The organism is Cutibacterium porci (assembly GCF_009696315.1).
GTDB classification, from domain to species: Bacteria; Actinomycetota; Actinomycetes; order Propionibacteriales; family Propionibacteriaceae; genus Cutibacterium; species Cutibacterium porci.
In genome coordinates, this window is the sequence record NZ_VUMG01000002.1 from 646522 (window position 1) to 661491 (window position 14970).

The following is a 14970-nucleotide window of genomic DNA, read 5'->3' on the forward strand; positions in this document are numbered from 1 at the left end:
CCGGGTTCGAGACCTCAGATCCGCAAGCCTGCATCTCCGGTCCCGATGAGCCTGGCTGGATGAGCCTCCCACCCGTATTGTGGAATCATCCGTGGATACTCGGACTATCTTCATGGCTCGAAGAAACATGGCAGTTCAGTTCAAGGGGTCAACTTTGTGCGCTCGCCATGCGTCAAGGCCGGCAGTTGGTCCTATGCTCGCACCGATGCAGCATGGTTCGGGAACAAGGCTTGGTACCGCACCTGCTGACAACCCCATCACAGGCGGCACGCCCTACGGTGGGACGTGCCGCCTGGTACCCCTCCACGGTCCGATCAGAAGGAAGCCGCCACAATGATAAGACGACCCTCACCGGTATCCCTCCCCTACTTTCTGACGGCAGTTGTCGCCGTTCTTATGGCATCATTCTGTTGGGCGCGGTAGAAACGGTGCTCCCCTCAGCTAGGCACCCCGTCATCGTTCTCGTCGAGGGAACACCAGCCCGAAACGTCTCGGCGGTCGACTCGTGGATGTCCACGTATTCGCAACGACAACATGTGGCGGTCGGGCGTTGGCAGGCCGATCTGAACAATCTGGAATCCTCTCGGGGGCTCTATGTAGTTTCCGCAGCCGGCCGCACTCTCAATCCGTTTCCTAAGGGTTACCCGAATCTGTCATCGCACATGGTCACCCATATCGCCCACATGGATCAAGATCAATCCACCGATCGCAGCGGCGAGTACCTCGTCTGGCAACGCCGCCGATGCCACCACATTCGCCTCCGGAATGAGTGCATTGGGGTTTCGCTCCTCGGGACAAGGCCAGGTGAACCTGGGACTCGTTGCCAGCCATAATCCTGGCATCATCAAGGCGTACGGCGGGATGATGGGGGCATTGGCCGCCCTGGTCATGGCGGCGGTGTTCGCCCGGACTCGGCGTTACGGTATTCTCCGTTTGCACGGTCACTCGTGGCTACACCATGCCAGCCGAGAAACTCTTCATGCGGTATCCGTCGCAGCGTGTAACGGCTTTGATCAGTGTGCCGATCCTCGGCTTTTACAACGGTTTAACTCAATGGATGCGATGGTTTCGCTGGTCAATCCAGATATGGCCGTCGCAGTACTCCTCACAGTCGAGATCGTGACGTTGGGTCAAGCGCAGAAATCCTGGCTCAGGTCAAGGGTCGAATGACCAGTCTCCCGGTCTTCTCCGCCTCGTATCTGCTTCGCTTTCCGGTGGCCATGTTGGCGATACTGCTGATAGTTTCAGTCACCTCTGCCACACGGGAACTGTGGCGCTATGAAGACCAACAAGCCCAATGGGCCACGGTCGATCGCCACGTGGGGCGGATCACATCGGCTCGGCTCTCACGACTATTTCACCTTCGGGCAGCAGTTCCCCGAACAGGGTCTGTCAGCAACGACGACCGATCCCGCAATGATCCGCGTCCCCTCAGGACTATTGCCGGGTGATGACCTCACCACAGCATTGACTACCGGTGGAATTCTCCTGCTCGATCCCAATTCCGAGTCCCGACGCGTCACGTCCAGCCCCTCGCTTGCCAGGGCAGTTGCCAGCATCTCCCCTACAGGGGCATCCACAGCCCAGAACGCTTCCCGACAGCGGCCACATCGTGATCGACGGCACGGACATCCTTGCCATCCCGCGTCGACGGCACAAGCGTGTCCGCCGTGAGACCATTGGCTACCTCTTCCACGCTCTGCTCGAGAGCGCTACGGTACGCGAAAACCTAGACATCGCAGCGCACCCAAGACCCTTACTACCCAAACCCTCCTTCGCATCCGCCTTGGAACGCGTTGGACTGCCCGGGCAGGAACAAACTCCCGTACACACCCTTAGCGGAGGCGAACAGCAGCGTGTCGCCTTGGCTCGATTGCTCCTCAAGCCGAGCCGGATCATCCTGGCCGACGAACCCACGGCCTCACTTGACCGCGACAACGAGGACATGATCCTAAATCTTCTACAAGGCCTCGCCAATGAAGGCAAAGTGATACTTCTCGCCACTCACAGCGACCGAGTCGCGAGTCGTTGTTCGCAGGTGCTGTCACTGCACCATCGCTGATTGTCCGATCGCTTCACGTCGAGAAACGAGACGACTCGCTCTCAATGATTGTCGACCATGCACGGTTAACTTTTCCCGGAAGATCCCTCAACGGCCCACTGGTGTCGATGACGATGTCGGCAGCCGCCAGACGCTCCTTGCGAGAAGCTTGAGCACGAATCCTCGCCCATGCATCGTCCTGGCTAGCCCCATCCCTCTCGACGACTCGACGAACCTGTTCGGCAGGGTCGATATCCGTAACCACCACGACGTCGAACTCGTCGGCCCGCCCAGTCTCGACAAGCAAGGGAATATCGTGGACGACGACCATGACTCCTTTGGCGATGCGGGCCTGGTCATCGACTCGACGGGCAGCCTCCTCCACCAGTGGATGGATGATGGATTCGAGGCGATGTCGGGCCCGTGAATCAGAAAACACGATGGACCCCAAGGCGGCCCGATTCAGGGAACCATCGGCAGCAAGAATCTGTGGTCCAAAGGCCTCGACGACCTGGGCGAGGCCTTGCGTCCCAGTAGCGACGACGTCGCGAGATAGCTGATCGTAGTCGATAATGGTGGCCCCGTGGGCGGCCAGCAGCCGAGACACCGTCGATTTTCCACTGGCAATACCACCGGTCAGACCGACGCGAACCACACCATCTGGCTCAACGCCACGAATAGCCCGTTCCGGCATCGTCACCTTGTCACCTGTCCCCGTGTACGTCACACCCTCAGCATAAATTGGCTGGGGCAGCCATTGTCATCACATGAGTACAGCGATAGGCTGACGCACAACGAGGGTCCCACCTACCGGCGGGACCCTCGAAGAATGGTCAACGAACCACTCAGTTGTGCGTCAGCTTGTCACGCAGGGCCTGCAAAGCCTCATCAGAGGCCAGCGAACCTTCAGTCGGGCCGCTGGTGTAAGACGACTGAGCACCTCCATCGGCCAGAGCGGCCTCCTGATCAGCCTGCTCGGCCTCGATGACCTGCTTGCGGTGAGCTTCCCAACGAGCTTGAGCCTCGGCGTACTGCTGCTCCCAAGCGATACGCTGCTCGTCGTAGCCCGGCTTCCACTCGTTAGTCTCGGGATCGAAGCCCTCCGGGTAGATGTAGTTGCCATCCTCGTCGTAAGAAGCAGTCATGCCGTACAGCGACGGATCGAACTCGTCAGACTCGACGTCGATACCCTCGTTGGCCTGCTTGAGAGACAGCGAGATACGACGACGATCAAGGTCGATATCAATGATCTTGACCATGACATCGTCATTGACGCTCACAACCTGCTCAGGGATCTCAACGTGGCGCTCGGCCAGCTCGGAGACGTGAACCAGACCCTCGATGCCATCCTCGACGCGAACGAAGGCACCGAACGGAACGAGCTTGGTGACCTTGCCGGGGACGATCTGGCCGATCTGGTGCAGACGGGCGAATGCCTGCCACGGATCTTCCTGAGTCGCCTTGAGGGACAGCGAAACGCGCTCGCGATCCATATCGACGTCCAGCACCTCGACGGTGACAGGCTGTCCAACCTCGACGACCTCACTCGGATGGTCAATGTGCTTCCAGGACAGCTCGGAGACGTGAACCAGACCGTCTACGCCGCCCAGATCCACGAAGGCACCGAAGTTGACGATCGAGGAGACGACACCCTTGCGGATCTGCCCCTTCTGCAGCTGGTGCAAGAAGTTCTGGCGAACCTCGGACTGGGTCTGCTCCAGCCATGCGCGACGCGACAGCACAACATTGTTGCGGTTCTTGTCGAGCTCAATGATCTTGGCCTCGATCTCTTGACCCACATACGGCTGAAGATCGCGAACCCGACGCATCTCGACCAGAGAAGCGGGAAGGAAGCCTCGCAGGCCGATGTCAACGATAAGTCCGCCCTTAACAACCTCGATGACGGTGCCGGTAACGACGCCGTCCTCTTCCTTGAGCTGCTCGATCGTGCCCCAAGCCCGCTCATACTGCGCGCGCTTCTTGGACAGGATCAAGCGACCCTCCTTGTCCTCCTTCTGCTGGACAAGGGCCTCGATCTCATCACCGACGTTAACGACCTCGAAGGGGTCCACATCGTGCTTGATCGACAACTCTTTGGACGGGATGACACCCTCGGTCTTGTAGCCAATGTCAAGGAGGACCTCATCACGGTCCACCTTGACGACGGTTCCAGAGACGATATCGCCGTCGTTGAAGTACTTGATGGTGGCGTCCACAGCGGCCAAAAAGGCCTCCGGGCTGCCAAGGTCGTCAACCGCTACGGATTCATGGGCGGTGTTGGCGGCATTCTGCTGGTCGGTGTCGACCGGGTTCGAGGTGGAGGCCTCAGTGGAGGAGGTCATGTAGTAGGACTCCGATTGATGTCATGTGGCTTGAAACACGCCGCAGCCCCGACCCTGGGGATCGAGCACGATCTACTCCCGTCCGAGATCGCACAGACCACAACGCAGAAGCAAGCGTAATACCATGACCCCAATGGGTCAACCGACCTTCCCTTCACCAACGGCGACGGCTACGCACGTCATTACCCATGAGATGAATTAAATGGGAATCCTCCATCTAAGAGGGTACCCTGCATCTGGATCCGCTCCTCGGACTCGCATCCACTTTCGGGAAAATCAACCCCGAGACTGAACCCCTCTCAAGCCTTGGAGGACATCACAGTTATGGCTGACCAGTCTCCCCGACACGAAGGACCTTTCGCCGAACCAGCCCCATCGACCAGTTCAGCAGCCCATGCCGACAACAGCGCGCGGCCGGGCGGCCCGAAGTGGCGAATCGTCTCTCTCGTGGTCGTCATCGCTCTTGTCGTCGCCGCGGTCGCCACCATCTTCATCCAGCGCGACAACAACAGTTCTGCCTCTGCCAGTGGACCGGCATCATCGGCGGCCACGGCTACGGCCCCAGATGCCTCTGGCACTTCCTCAGCCGTCAAAGCGCCGGTCCCCGCCGGCTGTATGAAGCAACCTCAACCGATCATCCCGGTGAAGTATTCGATCGACCATATGAACGTCTCGGCGAAAGTACTCTCACGCGGCGTTGATAGCACGGGAGCAGCTGGCGCCCCACCACGGGACGATCCGTCGTCGATGGCATGGTTCAACCAAGGCCCGAAGGTCGGTTCTAACAAGGGCAACGTCGTCCTCACCTCCCATACCTTCCACATTGGGGAAGCACTGGGAAACAAGTTGTACAGCAAGGATGACGGCCTCAAGCCAGGAGACATCATTCGGTTGTCCGACAAGTCCGGCAACACCGTCTGCTACCGCTACAGCCACAACACCAAGGTGTGGGTCAAGGACTACGATCCGAATTCGACGATCCTGTACAACGATAACGGCCCGGCCCAAGCCGTGATCGTGGTCTGCTGGGATTACGTCAAAGGCAAGGGACACGAGTCCAGGATCCTGTTCTACGCCGATCCAGTCGCCTGATCGCCGCACACTCACACCGCGTCATCCCAGGCAACCCTAAGATGAGCGTGCACGTTCAGCCACTTCTAATGTGGCATCTATGAACCGTGGTGCACGCTCATCTTTTCCGTCCTCCCTCCTCGACCACCTTCTGGGCAGACTTGGGAAAAGCAAGGTCAGCCAGGATCCGCTTGACCTTGCCGCAATAGCCCCTGATGCCTCTCACTATTTACTCACCCCCGGCGTTCTCGTCCGTGCGCGATCTACCTCCGACGTGGCCGCGGCGATGGCAGCCGCCACGCGCTATAACGTGGACGTCATTTTCCGCTCTGGCGGAACAAGCCTCTCTGGTCAGGCGCTGACGAGCGGGGTCATGGTCGACACTCGGCGATCCTTCCGTGGCATCGAGGTACTCGACGACGGGCACAAAGTTCGCATCCAACCTGGCACAACCATCGCCGCCGCTAATTCCGTTCTTGCCCGGTACGGACGAAAACTCGGCCCCGACCCGGCGTCGTCGGTGGCATGCACCCTCGGCGGAGTGCTGGCCGACAATTCCTCGGGGATGAGCTGCGGAACCGTCGCTAACTCATATCACACCCTCGACTCCATGGTTTTCGTGCTAGCCTCGGGCACCGTCATCGACACCGCAGACCCACAGTGTGAGGACAAACTAGCCGACGACGAACCCCAGCTCGTCGAGACACTCATGGCACTGCGAGACCAATGCCGCGAACCGGCACGTGCCGACGAAATCGCTTTCCAATTCTCGCGCAAGAACACCATGGGCTACGGCCTCAATGCCTTCCTCGACTACGACACTCCAGCGCAGATCCTCTCCCACCTTATGATCGGCTCAGAGGGAACTCTCGGATTCATCTCTTCGGCCGTCATGAACACCGTGAAGATCATGCCGAACCTGGCTACTGCCTTACTCCACTTCCCCACTCTTGATGCTGCCACGAAAGCACTTCCAGCTTTGGTGGAATCCGGAGTAGCCGTGACCGAGCTCATGGATTCCTCGTCACTCCAGCTATGTCGTGACGACCCAGCTAACGGTCACATCATCCCGCCCGCACCCGGAAGCGCAGATGCTGCCCTTCTCGTCGAATACCATTGCCCAGATCAACGCTCACGCGACGACGCTGTCGAAGCCGGTAATGCCGTCATCGCCAATTTGGACTTGGTTAACGAGCCGACATTCACTGACGATCCTGCTGTACGTGGCCCAATCTGGACTCTACGCAATGGCCTTTATGCCAAGGTCGCTGGTACCCGGCAGTCTGGCCAGACGGCTCTGTTGGAGGACATCGCCGTTCCCGTCGAGACCCTCGCAGGGGTATGTAGCGACCTGCAACAGCTCTTTGATGAACACAACTACCCAGAGTCGATCATCTTTGGCCACGCCAAGGACGGAAATATCCACTTCCTCGTCGTCGAAGACTTCCGTGACGAAACTGGCCTGAATCGCTACGAAAAATTCACCGAAGACATGGTTACCCTCGTCCTCAACGCCCACGGCACCCTCAAGGCTGAGCATGGCACAGGACGCATCATGGCCCCCTTCGTCGCACGCCAATACGGTCCTGATCTGTACCGGATCATGCGTCAGATCAAAGAGGCGGTAGATCCAGCGGGGGTGCTCAACCGTGACACCATCATTACCGAGGATCCGAGGCTGCACCTGAAGGAGGTCAAACTCACTCCAACCATCCAGGAGGAGGTCGATCGGTGCGTTGAGTGTGGATACTGCGAACCTGTCTGCCCGTCACGGGATCTCACATTGACCCCTCGCCAGCGAATCGTCTTGCAGCGTGCCATCGCTCAGGCACGAGTCGACGGAGATGAGGAACGTGCCATCGATCTTGAGAAGCGTGCGACTTATCCGGCAGTGCAAACCTGTGCGGTTGACGGCATGTGCCAGACGAACTGTCCTCTACACATCAATACGGGCGATCTGGTGCGACGGCTCCGGGCGGAGCACAATCCAGCTACTTGGCAGACCGCCTGGGACCTCGCCGCCAAGGGATGGAACCCCTTCGTCACCGCTGCGAGTGCCGGGATGTCTGTCATCAAACCCGTCCCCGCGACAGCGACCAATGCCCTCGCCGGTGCGGCACGTGCTGTGCTGGGAGATGACCGCATCCCGCTAGTTTCCGATGAGCTTCCTGGTGGTGGTAGCCGACGCAGTTCTGGTCACCGCAGTGCCCCACATGGACGCCCCGAAGTGTTCTACCTGCCAGCCTGCGTCAATACCATGTTCGGGAGCGCCGTACCGGGTGAGAAATCGACTGAGTTTGCGATCATCTCTCTACTTACTGCGGCCGGGATCGGGGTGACCGTCCCCGAAGGAATTAATTCGCTGTGCTGTGGCACCCCATGGAAATCCAAAGGGATGACGAAGGGATACGCGACGATGCGTCGTCGCGTCGTCGACGTCATGCGCCGAGCCACTCAAGGCGGAGAACTGACGATCATCTCCGACGCTGTCAGCTGCTCGGAAGGATTCGTCCACGAGCTCGAGTACGAGGCAGTGACGGGGATCCGAGTCGTTGACGCCGTCCAGTACGTTGCCGACGAGGTCCTGCCCATCATGCCAGCACTACCAAAGGTCGCATCAGCGGCACTTCATCCGACGTGCTCGTCCACCAGAATGGGCTGGAATAACGCCCTCAAACGCTGCGCCGAAGCGGTCGCTGACGAGGTGGTCGTCGCCGACACCTGGGGCTGCTGCGGATTCGCCGGAGACCGTGGGATGCTTCATCCTGAGCTCACCGAGTCGGCTACCCGACGCGAGGCAGCCGAATTGTCGTCACACGAGTTCGACCTCTACCTATCAGCCAATCGCACCTGTGAGCTTGGCATGGAACGAGCTACCGGGAAGCCGTGGCGTCACGTGCTCTCGGTGCTATCCGAACGAATGGTGGAGTACGCCCCGGCATGACGAGTGATGCGTAAAATCTGCTGGCCCGGCCGATATTGGCCGGGCCAGGTGCGTATGGAGCCCGTCCGATTCTCGGACACTGACATCCGCGGAGCTCGCCAACAACCAATAAATGAGAGAAATCTCTCATTTTTACCTGATAATTGGTCTCCAGGCAGGTACAGTCCACTCCACCGCGTACCACATCGCCGTTGCAACGCCGGGAGTTCAGATGCTTCTCACCTCTACTACCGAAACCCGAACCGTCACCGTCGATGGTGCCGAAGTCACCTATTTCGACTCAGTCGAGACTACCGACGGGCACCGTCCGCTCGTCCTCGTCCACGGCACCTCAGGATCAACTGCCTCCCACTACGGCCAGATCTTCCCCATCCTGGCCACCCGAACCCGTGTCATATCGGCCGACTGGTCTCCGTTGGCCGACTCCTCCGCTCCTCTCACCGTCGAAGCGCTGGCAGGCCAGGTCATGGCTACCGTCAATGACGCCATCGGCGACGAGCCCTTCGATCTCGTCGGATATTCACTCGGTGCCGCAGTAGCCGAGTACATCGCGGCGACTCAGGGCGAGCGCGTCGCCTCCCTCGTCCTACTGGCCGGCTGGATCACCACGGATGGTCATCAGAAACTCCGTAACGGTATCTGGCGCAAGCTGTACGAGGAGAAATCTGAGGCCATTCGTCATTACATGGCTTTCTGCGCTTTCTCCCCCAACTTCGTGCGCAAAGCCGACCCCAATATGGTCGAGGCTGCTATCGCCGCCCTACCGATCAACGAGTTCGTCGCCGCGCAGATGGACCTCAACGGTCGCGTCGACATTTCCGACGTCATCAGCAACATCTCGGCAACCACCCTCGTCGTAGCCGGGGCCGAGGACATGATGGTGCCCAAGCACCACTCCCGGGCCCTCTTCGGCGTCATCCCCGACGCCCGCTACACCGAGACCTCCACCGGCCACGGAATTCCGATGGAGCGCCCGACCGAGGTCGTCCAACTCATCGACTTGTTCATCCGTGATCCACACCGCTACCCGGCCGGGACGATCATTCCCGAGACCCACGCCTGAGAGGAACGATCATGATTACTCCGATCAAGGTCCCCAACCTGTCGGGAGTCGACTCGCTTACTCCTGACCCGAAGTTCATCACCGAGGTTGATTTCGGTGAATCAGTACCCACCGGCAACCACGCCGACGTCATCATCACTGGTGGCGGATTCTCCGGCATCTGCCTGGGTAGTCTGCTGCGCCGCCGCGGTCACCACGATTTCCTCATCATTGATCGCAATGAGGATTGGGGCGGCTGCTGGCTCGACAACAAGTACCCCGGCGTCGCCTGTGACGTCCCCAGCCACCTGTACTCCCTGTCCTTCGAGCTCAATCCCGATTGGTCCCACGCCTACGGAAGCGGCGCGGAGATCTGTGAATACCTCAAGGCCGCCGCCCACAACGAGGGCCTCGACGAGCATTACCGCCCCTCGACTGCCATGGAAGAGGCCACCTGGGATCCCAAGAACGACCTATGGCACATCGAGACTCCCCGGGGCGAGTACACCTGTCACTTCCTTATCACCGGTTCAGGCCATCTCGTCGATCCCAAGATCCCCGATATCCCCGGTATCGACGGTTTTCCTGGAACGATCCTGCACTCTGCCCGCTGGGACACCTCGGCGGACCTCACCGGGAAGAGGGTTGCCGTCGTCGGTACTGGTGCGTCCTCGATCCAGGTGACACCCGCCGTCGCCCCAATGGCTGACCAGCTCGTCGTCTTCCAGCGCACTCCGGCCTACGTCATGCCGCGCATCGATCCGCCCTACACCGACATCGAGAAAAAGACCTATCGTCGTCATCCCGACGAGATGCAGCGCGAGCGCGACGACCACTTCTGGCAGGCCGAGACACTCTACGGCGCGATGCGTCTCATTCCTGCGATGCAAGACCACGTTAAGAAGCTCACCCTCAGCCACCTGGAATCCCTCGTCGAGGACCCTAAGATCCGACAGCTCCTCACCCCGACGTACACCCCTGGGTGCAAGCGAATCCTTGTCAGCAATGAGTACTTCAAAGCATTCAACCGTGCCAACGTCACCCTTGAGCCCTCGGCCCTTGCCTCGGTGGAGGGATCAACCCTCATCTCGGCCAACGGGGAGCGCTACGAGGCCGACGCCATCATCCTGTGTACCGGTTTCACGGTGAGTCAACCGATCTATGCCGCCCACGTCCGCAACGAGAAGAACGAAACCCTGGCAGACGTGTGGGGCAAGGGCGGAGCTCCCACCCACACGCTGGCCCAGCGTGGATTCCCGAACCTGTTCACCGTCAATGCCCGCAACACCGGATTAGGCCACAACTCCTCGGTACACATCATTGAGTCTCAGGCAGCGGCTGTGGTGCAAGCCCTCGATTACTGCCATGACACCGGGCAGACCACCTTGGAGCCGACGGCTGAGGCCGACAAAGCGTGGAATGACTGGCTGCGTAAGTGGTCCCGCAACACGGTGTGGACCTCCGACGGTGGCTGCTCGGCCTGGTACGTCGACGACCGCACCGGCCAGTTGACGGCTATCTGGCCCGACTACGCCTACGACTTCCGCGTCCAGAACGGACACTTCGACCCAGTCTGGTTCGACATGGAGTGATCGCTGACGGGATGAGGGGCGTCCTGCGATGCCCCTCATGTCGTTAGCCGGGCTCAGTGCGCAGCGTCGAACCACGATCGTCCGACCCCAATCGACACTGTCAGCGGGACCGACAGCTCCATAGCATGTCCCATGGCATCAGTGACGATGTCGCGAACCTTGCTCTCCTCGCCTTCGGCAACCTCAAGGATGAGTTCATCATGCACCTGTAGCAGCACTCGGCTCGTCAAACCTGCCTCAGCAATTTTCTCATCAGTGGCAAGCATGGCTAGTTTGATAAGGTCGGCTGCCGATCCTTGAATGGGGGCGTTGAGCGCGGCGCGCTCGGCCATATCTCGACGCTGACGATTCGTCGAGGTGAGGTCAGGTAAATAGCGACGGCGTCCCAGCAGAGTCTCGGTGTATCCCTGCCGACGCGCCTGATCGACGACCTCCTCGAGGTACTCGTGTACCTTTCCGAACCGGCTGAAATAATCGGCCATGAGTTCCTTAGCCTCACCCACACTGACCTTGAGCTGGTTCGATAGCCCATAGGCGCTCAACCCATAGGCCAGTCCGTAGTTCATGGCTTTGATCTTCGAGCGTTGAGCCACGCTGACGTCCTCGGGGGCAACTCCAAAGACGTGAGACGCCGTCACGGTATGGAAATCCTGACCGGATCGGAACGCGTCGATGAGAGATTGATCGCCAGACACGTGCGCCATGATCCGCATCTCAATCTGGGAGTAGTCCGCGCTCAGCAGTGACTCATACCCCTCACCGACAACGAATCCTTCCCGAATGCGTCGCCCCTCGTCGGTACGCATCGGAATGTTCTGGAGGTTCGGGTCCTTACTCGACAACCGTCCGGTCGCGGCGATCGTCTGCATATACGTGGTGTGAACCCGACCGTCGTCACGGACCTCTTTGAGCAATCCATCGACAGTTTGGCGCAGCTTGATGGCGTCACGGTGCTCGAGAAGATGCGCTAGAAGGGGATGCTCTGTCTTCTCATACAAGCCGGCCAAAGCGTCCGCATCAGTCGTGTACCCGGACTTGGTGCGCCGAGTCTTGGGCATGTCGAGCTTGTCGAAGAGCACTCCTTGCAGCTGCTTTGGCGAGGACAGATTGATCTGCTCACCAGCTGCTTCCCACGCAGCCTCCTGGGCCCGCATGACCCGTTCGTCGAACTCGGAACGCAGCTTTTCAAGGATATCTGTATCGACGGCGATGCCGGCGCGCTCCATCGAGATGAGGCACCGCTGCACCCCCATCTCGACATCGCTCAGCAGCTCAGACCCGCCGTGCGCCTCGACTTCCTTCTCCAGGACGTCGGCCAGCATAGTGACGGCAACTGCTCTCTCCATCGACTCGGCAGACGAGTCATTGCCGAAGTCCAGCATCGCCTGGTCAGAATCGTTTTCTGCGCTGCCCAGAGTGATATTGAGGTGGATGCGCACCGCATCATCAAACTTGTGAGCACGGCGATCTGGATGCAGTAAGTAGGACGCCAGCTCGGTGTCACACGTCAAGCCCGCGACCTGCCAACCGCGCTCGGTGAGAGCCTCAATCGGGCCTTTCGCCGAATGCATCGCCTTAGGTTGTTCCTCGTCAGCCAGCCAGGCAGCGAAAGACCTCTCATCTTCCGGGCTCAACTCAGCGGCGTCAAACCACGTTGCACTCCCGTCAACGCATCCCAGCGCGATAGCCTCGACATCGCCAGATCCGCTCCCCCAATGACCAGTGACGTCGACGCCGACGCGACCTTCAGCCGCAGATAGCCAGGTGCTCAATGTCCCCGGTTCCAGGACCGTCCCTGAAATATCGAGGGTGTTATCGACCTCCATGACCTCGGCATCAGATTCGGAGGCGAGTGCACGAACGCGGTCCCACAGGGTACGAAATTCCAGGGTGTCGAACACCGCGCGAGTCGCCTTGGGGTCCCAAGGCTGACGGGCCAAGTCGCTCAGCGTGACGTCAAGGTCGAGGTCGCGGATCAAAGCATTGAGTTTGCGATTACGGACGACGTCGTCGAGGTGATCGCGCAAGGACTGCCCCGCCTTCCCTTTTACAGTGTCAGCCTGACGGATAAGGTTTTCCAAACCGTCATAGACCGTCAGCCACTTCACAGCCGTCTTAGGGCCAACACCAGGAACCCCAGGTAAATGATCGGCGCTCTCCCCCACCAAAGCTGCCAACTCCGGATACCGAGCTGGCGGCACCAGGTACTTTTCCTCGACGGTCTGCGGCGTCATGCGAGCGAGGTCGGAAACACCCTTGCGTGGGTACAACACCGTGACCTGATCGTTCACCAACTGCATGGCGTCCCGGTCCCCGGAAACGAGCAGAGACTTGAATCCCTCCGCAGTCGCACGGGTAGACAGCGTCGCGAGGATGTCGTCAGCCTCGTAGTTCTCCTTCGACAGATGCACGATATGCAGCGCATCAAGGACCTCTTTGATGAGGTCGATCTGACCGGGAAATTCCGCCGGAGTGGCGGCCCGGCCAGCCTTGTACTCGGAATACTCAGTAGTACGAAACGTGCCTCCCGGAAGATCCCATGCCACCGCAACGTGAGTGGGCTTTTCGTTGCGCAGCAGGTTGATGAGCATCGCGACAAAGCCGTGTACCGCATTGGTGTGCTGCCCCGTCGACGTGATGAAATTCTCGACCGGCAGGGCGTAAAATGCCCGGAAAGCCATGGAATGCCCGTCAAGGACCATGAGGGTGGGCTGCGTCGTCTCGCTCATATCGCCGACTCTAGAGGACGCCACGGACAACCACGTCGTGATCACCGCAGCACATAGTGGCATGCTTCAGCTGTGACATATTCCATTCCTGAGCATCCACTTCCCGACTGGCTTGCAGAACTCGTCAGCCCCCTTGACGACAAGCTCGGCGTCAAGGTTCGAGACATTTCACCCAACCGCTGTGTCGTCACAGCGCCGTTAGAGGGCAACACCCAACCTATGGGCCTGTGGCATGGCGGCGGTTCCGGCGTCCTCGTGGAGACCGCCGGGTCGCTAGCAGCAATGGCTCACGCCCGGACCTTCGAGCACTCGGCGGTCGGGACTGAGCTGTCGGTATCGCATGTACGGCCCCCTCATGGTCATCAGGTCATCGCTACTGCGACCGCTGTACATCTCGGTAAACGCACAACGACCCACACCGTCGAGATCGTCGACGACGAGGGCCGTATCTGTGCCATCGGGAGAATGACCTGTCAGGTCATATAAGAGGGGCCAACCACCACGATTACTTCTCGTTCTCGGCGTGATCGATAACCCCCTGAGCGACCTCTCGCATTGACTTACGCAGATCCATGGCGGTCTTCTGGATCCACCGGAAGGCCTCCGGCTCAGTGAGGTCGAGGCTAGTCTGCAAAATACCTTTAGCCTGGTCGACAATCTTGCGCGACTCAAGGCGCTCCTCCAGGTCCATGACCTCGTCCTCAACACCGCGGATCTCAGCGAATCGGGCCATGGCAATTTCGATAGCCGGAATGACGTCTGAGGCGTCAAAAGGCTTGACGACGTAGGCCATCGCGCCTGCCTCTTTAGCGCGTTTAATGAGATCGCGCTGCGAGAACGCGGTCAGCATGACGACGGCGCAAATGCGATCTTCGGCGATCTTGTCAGCCGCGGTGATGCCGTCCATCTTTGGCATCTTGACGTCCATAACGATCAGGTCGGGCTCGAGTTCGTTAGCCAAGCGGACGGCCTCCTCGCCGTCGCTAGCTTGACCGACAATCTCGTAGCCATGCTCTTCGAGCAACTCGACGAGATCGAGACGGATAAGAGCCTCGTCCTCGGCGACAACGACACGTGGATGTTCCGCCTCCGCCCCCGAGTCAGAGGTTGACCGAGTGGGGTCCTGTGGCTTGCTCACGGTGATTCCTTGCATGTCGAACGTTGACAACTCGGTTTAATCTTAGTGGTTGTAACGACTTGCCGCACATG

General features: G+C 59.6%; 11 protein-coding genes and 4 pseudogenes. 10 read left to right on the plus strand and 5 right to left on the minus strand.

Annotation, left to right across the window (positions count from 1 at the left end; genetic code table 11):
* Positions 1 to 90: 90 nt before the first annotated feature.
* The 5 genes and pseudogenes from FYJ43_RS06935 to FYJ43_RS12580 all read left to right on the plus strand — a co-directional run.
* Positions 91 to 249: pseudogene (locus FYJ43_RS06935) on the plus strand (lactococcin 972 family bacteriocin); the annotation flags it as partial.
* An 84-nt stretch (positions 250 to 333) separates the two neighbouring features.
* Positions 334 to 833: pseudogene (locus FYJ43_RS12470) on the plus strand (hypothetical protein).
* A gap of 55 nt (positions 834 to 888) precedes the next feature.
* Positions 889 to 1331: pseudogene (locus FYJ43_RS12040) on the plus strand (hypothetical protein); the annotation flags it as partial.
* The gene (locus FYJ43_RS12575) at positions 1279 to 1674 is read left to right on the plus strand and encodes a hypothetical protein (RefSeq protein ID WP_407643732.1); all 396 of its coding nucleotides are present in this window, start codon (positions 1279 to 1281) and stop codon (positions 1672 to 1674) included. The pseudogene FYJ43_RS12040 and the gene FYJ43_RS12575, both read left to right, overlap by 53 nt.
* A pseudogene (locus FYJ43_RS12580) lies at positions 1613 to 1861 on the plus strand (ATP-binding cassette domain-containing protein); the annotation flags it as partial. The gene FYJ43_RS12575 and the pseudogene FYJ43_RS12580, both read left to right, overlap by 62 nt.
* A gap of 143 nt (positions 1862 to 2004) precedes the next feature.
* Here the strand turns inward: FYJ43_RS12580 and FYJ43_RS12585 are convergent.
* The 3 genes from FYJ43_RS12585 to rpsA all read right to left on the minus strand — a co-directional run bounded on the left by FYJ43_RS12585 (position 2005) and on the right by rpsA (position 4383).
* Entirely contained in the window at positions 2005 to 2079 is a 75-nt protein-coding gene (locus tag FYJ43_RS12585) for a hypothetical protein (protein ID WP_407643731.1), read from the minus strand.
* Positions 2076 to 2768: a dephospho-CoA kinase gene (gene coaE / locus FYJ43_RS06955; protein ID WP_407643727.1), complete on the minus strand. Its 693-nt coding sequence runs from the start codon at positions 2766 to 2768 to the stop codon at positions 2076 to 2078. Before coaE ends, FYJ43_RS12585 begins: the two co-directional genes overlap by 4 nt.
* A gap of 118 nt (positions 2769 to 2886) precedes the next feature.
* Positions 2887 to 4383 (minus strand): 30S ribosomal protein S1, encoded by a 1497-nt coding sequence (rpsA, locus tag FYJ43_RS06960; protein ID WP_154563162.1) that lies wholly within the window; start codon positions 4381 to 4383, stop codon positions 2887 to 2889.
* Positions 4384 to 4830: 447 nt separating this feature from the next.
* Between rpsA and FYJ43_RS06965 the strand changes: the two genes are divergently transcribed.
* The 4 genes from FYJ43_RS06965 (at position 4831) to FYJ43_RS06985 (ending at position 11032) form a co-directional block, all read left to right on the plus strand.
* A complete protein-coding gene (locus FYJ43_RS06965) occupies positions 4831 to 5475 on the plus strand; it encodes a class F sortase (RefSeq protein ID WP_326833456.1) in 645 nt (214 codons plus the stop codon).
* 79 nt (positions 5476 to 5554) lie between these two features.
* Positions 5555 to 8398 (plus strand): FAD-binding and (Fe-S)-binding domain-containing protein, encoded by a 2844-nt coding sequence (locus FYJ43_RS06970; protein ID WP_229771638.1) that lies wholly within the window; start codon positions 5555 to 5557, stop codon positions 8396 to 8398.
* 211 nt (positions 8399 to 8609) lie between these two features.
* Positions 8610 to 9461 (plus strand): alpha/beta fold hydrolase, encoded by an 852-nt coding sequence (locus FYJ43_RS06980; RefSeq protein WP_195839920.1) that lies wholly within the window; start codon positions 8610 to 8612, stop codon positions 9459 to 9461.
* A gap of 11 nt (positions 9462 to 9472) precedes the next feature.
* Positions 9473 to 11032 (plus strand): flavin-containing monooxygenase, encoded by a 1560-nt coding sequence (locus FYJ43_RS06985; RefSeq protein ID WP_154563170.1) that lies wholly within the window; start codon positions 9473 to 9475, stop codon positions 11030 to 11032.
* A gap of 53 nt (positions 11033 to 11085) precedes the next feature.
* Here the strand turns inward: FYJ43_RS06985 and polA are convergent, their stop codons facing one another.
* Positions 11086 to 13761 carry a DNA polymerase I gene (gene polA / locus FYJ43_RS06990; RefSeq protein WP_154563173.1) on the minus strand — a complete coding sequence of 892 codons (2676 nt, stop codon included), beginning with the start codon at positions 13759 to 13761 and terminating at the stop codon, positions 11086 to 11088.
* 72 nt (positions 13762 to 13833) lie between these two features.
* Here polA and FYJ43_RS06995 point away from each other — a divergent pair, with 72 nt between their 5' ends.
* On the plus strand, positions 13834 to 14247 hold the full coding sequence (locus FYJ43_RS06995) for a PaaI family thioesterase (RefSeq protein ID WP_326833416.1): 414 nt from the start codon (positions 13834 to 13836) through the stop codon (positions 14245 to 14247).
* A 19-nt stretch (positions 14248 to 14266) separates the two neighbouring features.
* Here FYJ43_RS06995 and FYJ43_RS07000 read toward each other — a convergent pair whose 3' ends face one another.
* Entirely contained in the window at positions 14267 to 14914 is a 648-nt protein-coding gene (locus FYJ43_RS07000) for an ANTAR domain-containing response regulator (protein ID WP_154563548.1), read from the minus strand.
* Positions 14915 to 14970 lie beyond the last annotated feature (56 nt).

Excerpts from the sequence above, each read along its gene's own strand:
- polA (WP_154563173.1), bottom strand. The coding sequence starts at position 13,761 with ATGAGCGAGACGACGCAGCCCACCCTCATGGTCCTTGACGGGCATTCC.
- FYJ43_RS07000 (WP_154563548.1), bottom strand. The coding sequence starts at position 14,914 with ATGCAAGGAATCACCGTGAGCAAGCCACAGGACCCCACTCGGTCAACC.
- FYJ43_RS06980 (WP_195839920.1), top strand. The coding sequence starts at position 8,610 with ATGCTTCTCACCTCTACTACCGAAACCCGAACCGTCACCGTCGATGGT.
- rpsA (WP_154563162.1), bottom strand. The coding sequence starts at position 4,383 with ATGACCTCCTCCACTGAGGCCTCCACCTCGAACCCGGTCGACACCGAC.
- FYJ43_RS06985 (WP_154563170.1), top strand. The coding sequence starts at position 9,473 with ATGATTACTCCGATCAAGGTCCCCAACCTGTCGGGAGTCGACTCGCTT.
- FYJ43_RS12575 (WP_407643732.1), top strand. The coding sequence starts at position 1,279 with ATGAAGACCAACAAGCCCAATGGGCCACGGTCGATCGCCACGTGGGGC.
- FYJ43_RS06970 (WP_229771638.1), top strand. The coding sequence starts at position 5,555 with ATGAACCGTGGTGCACGCTCATCTTTTCCGTCCTCCCTCCTCGACCAC.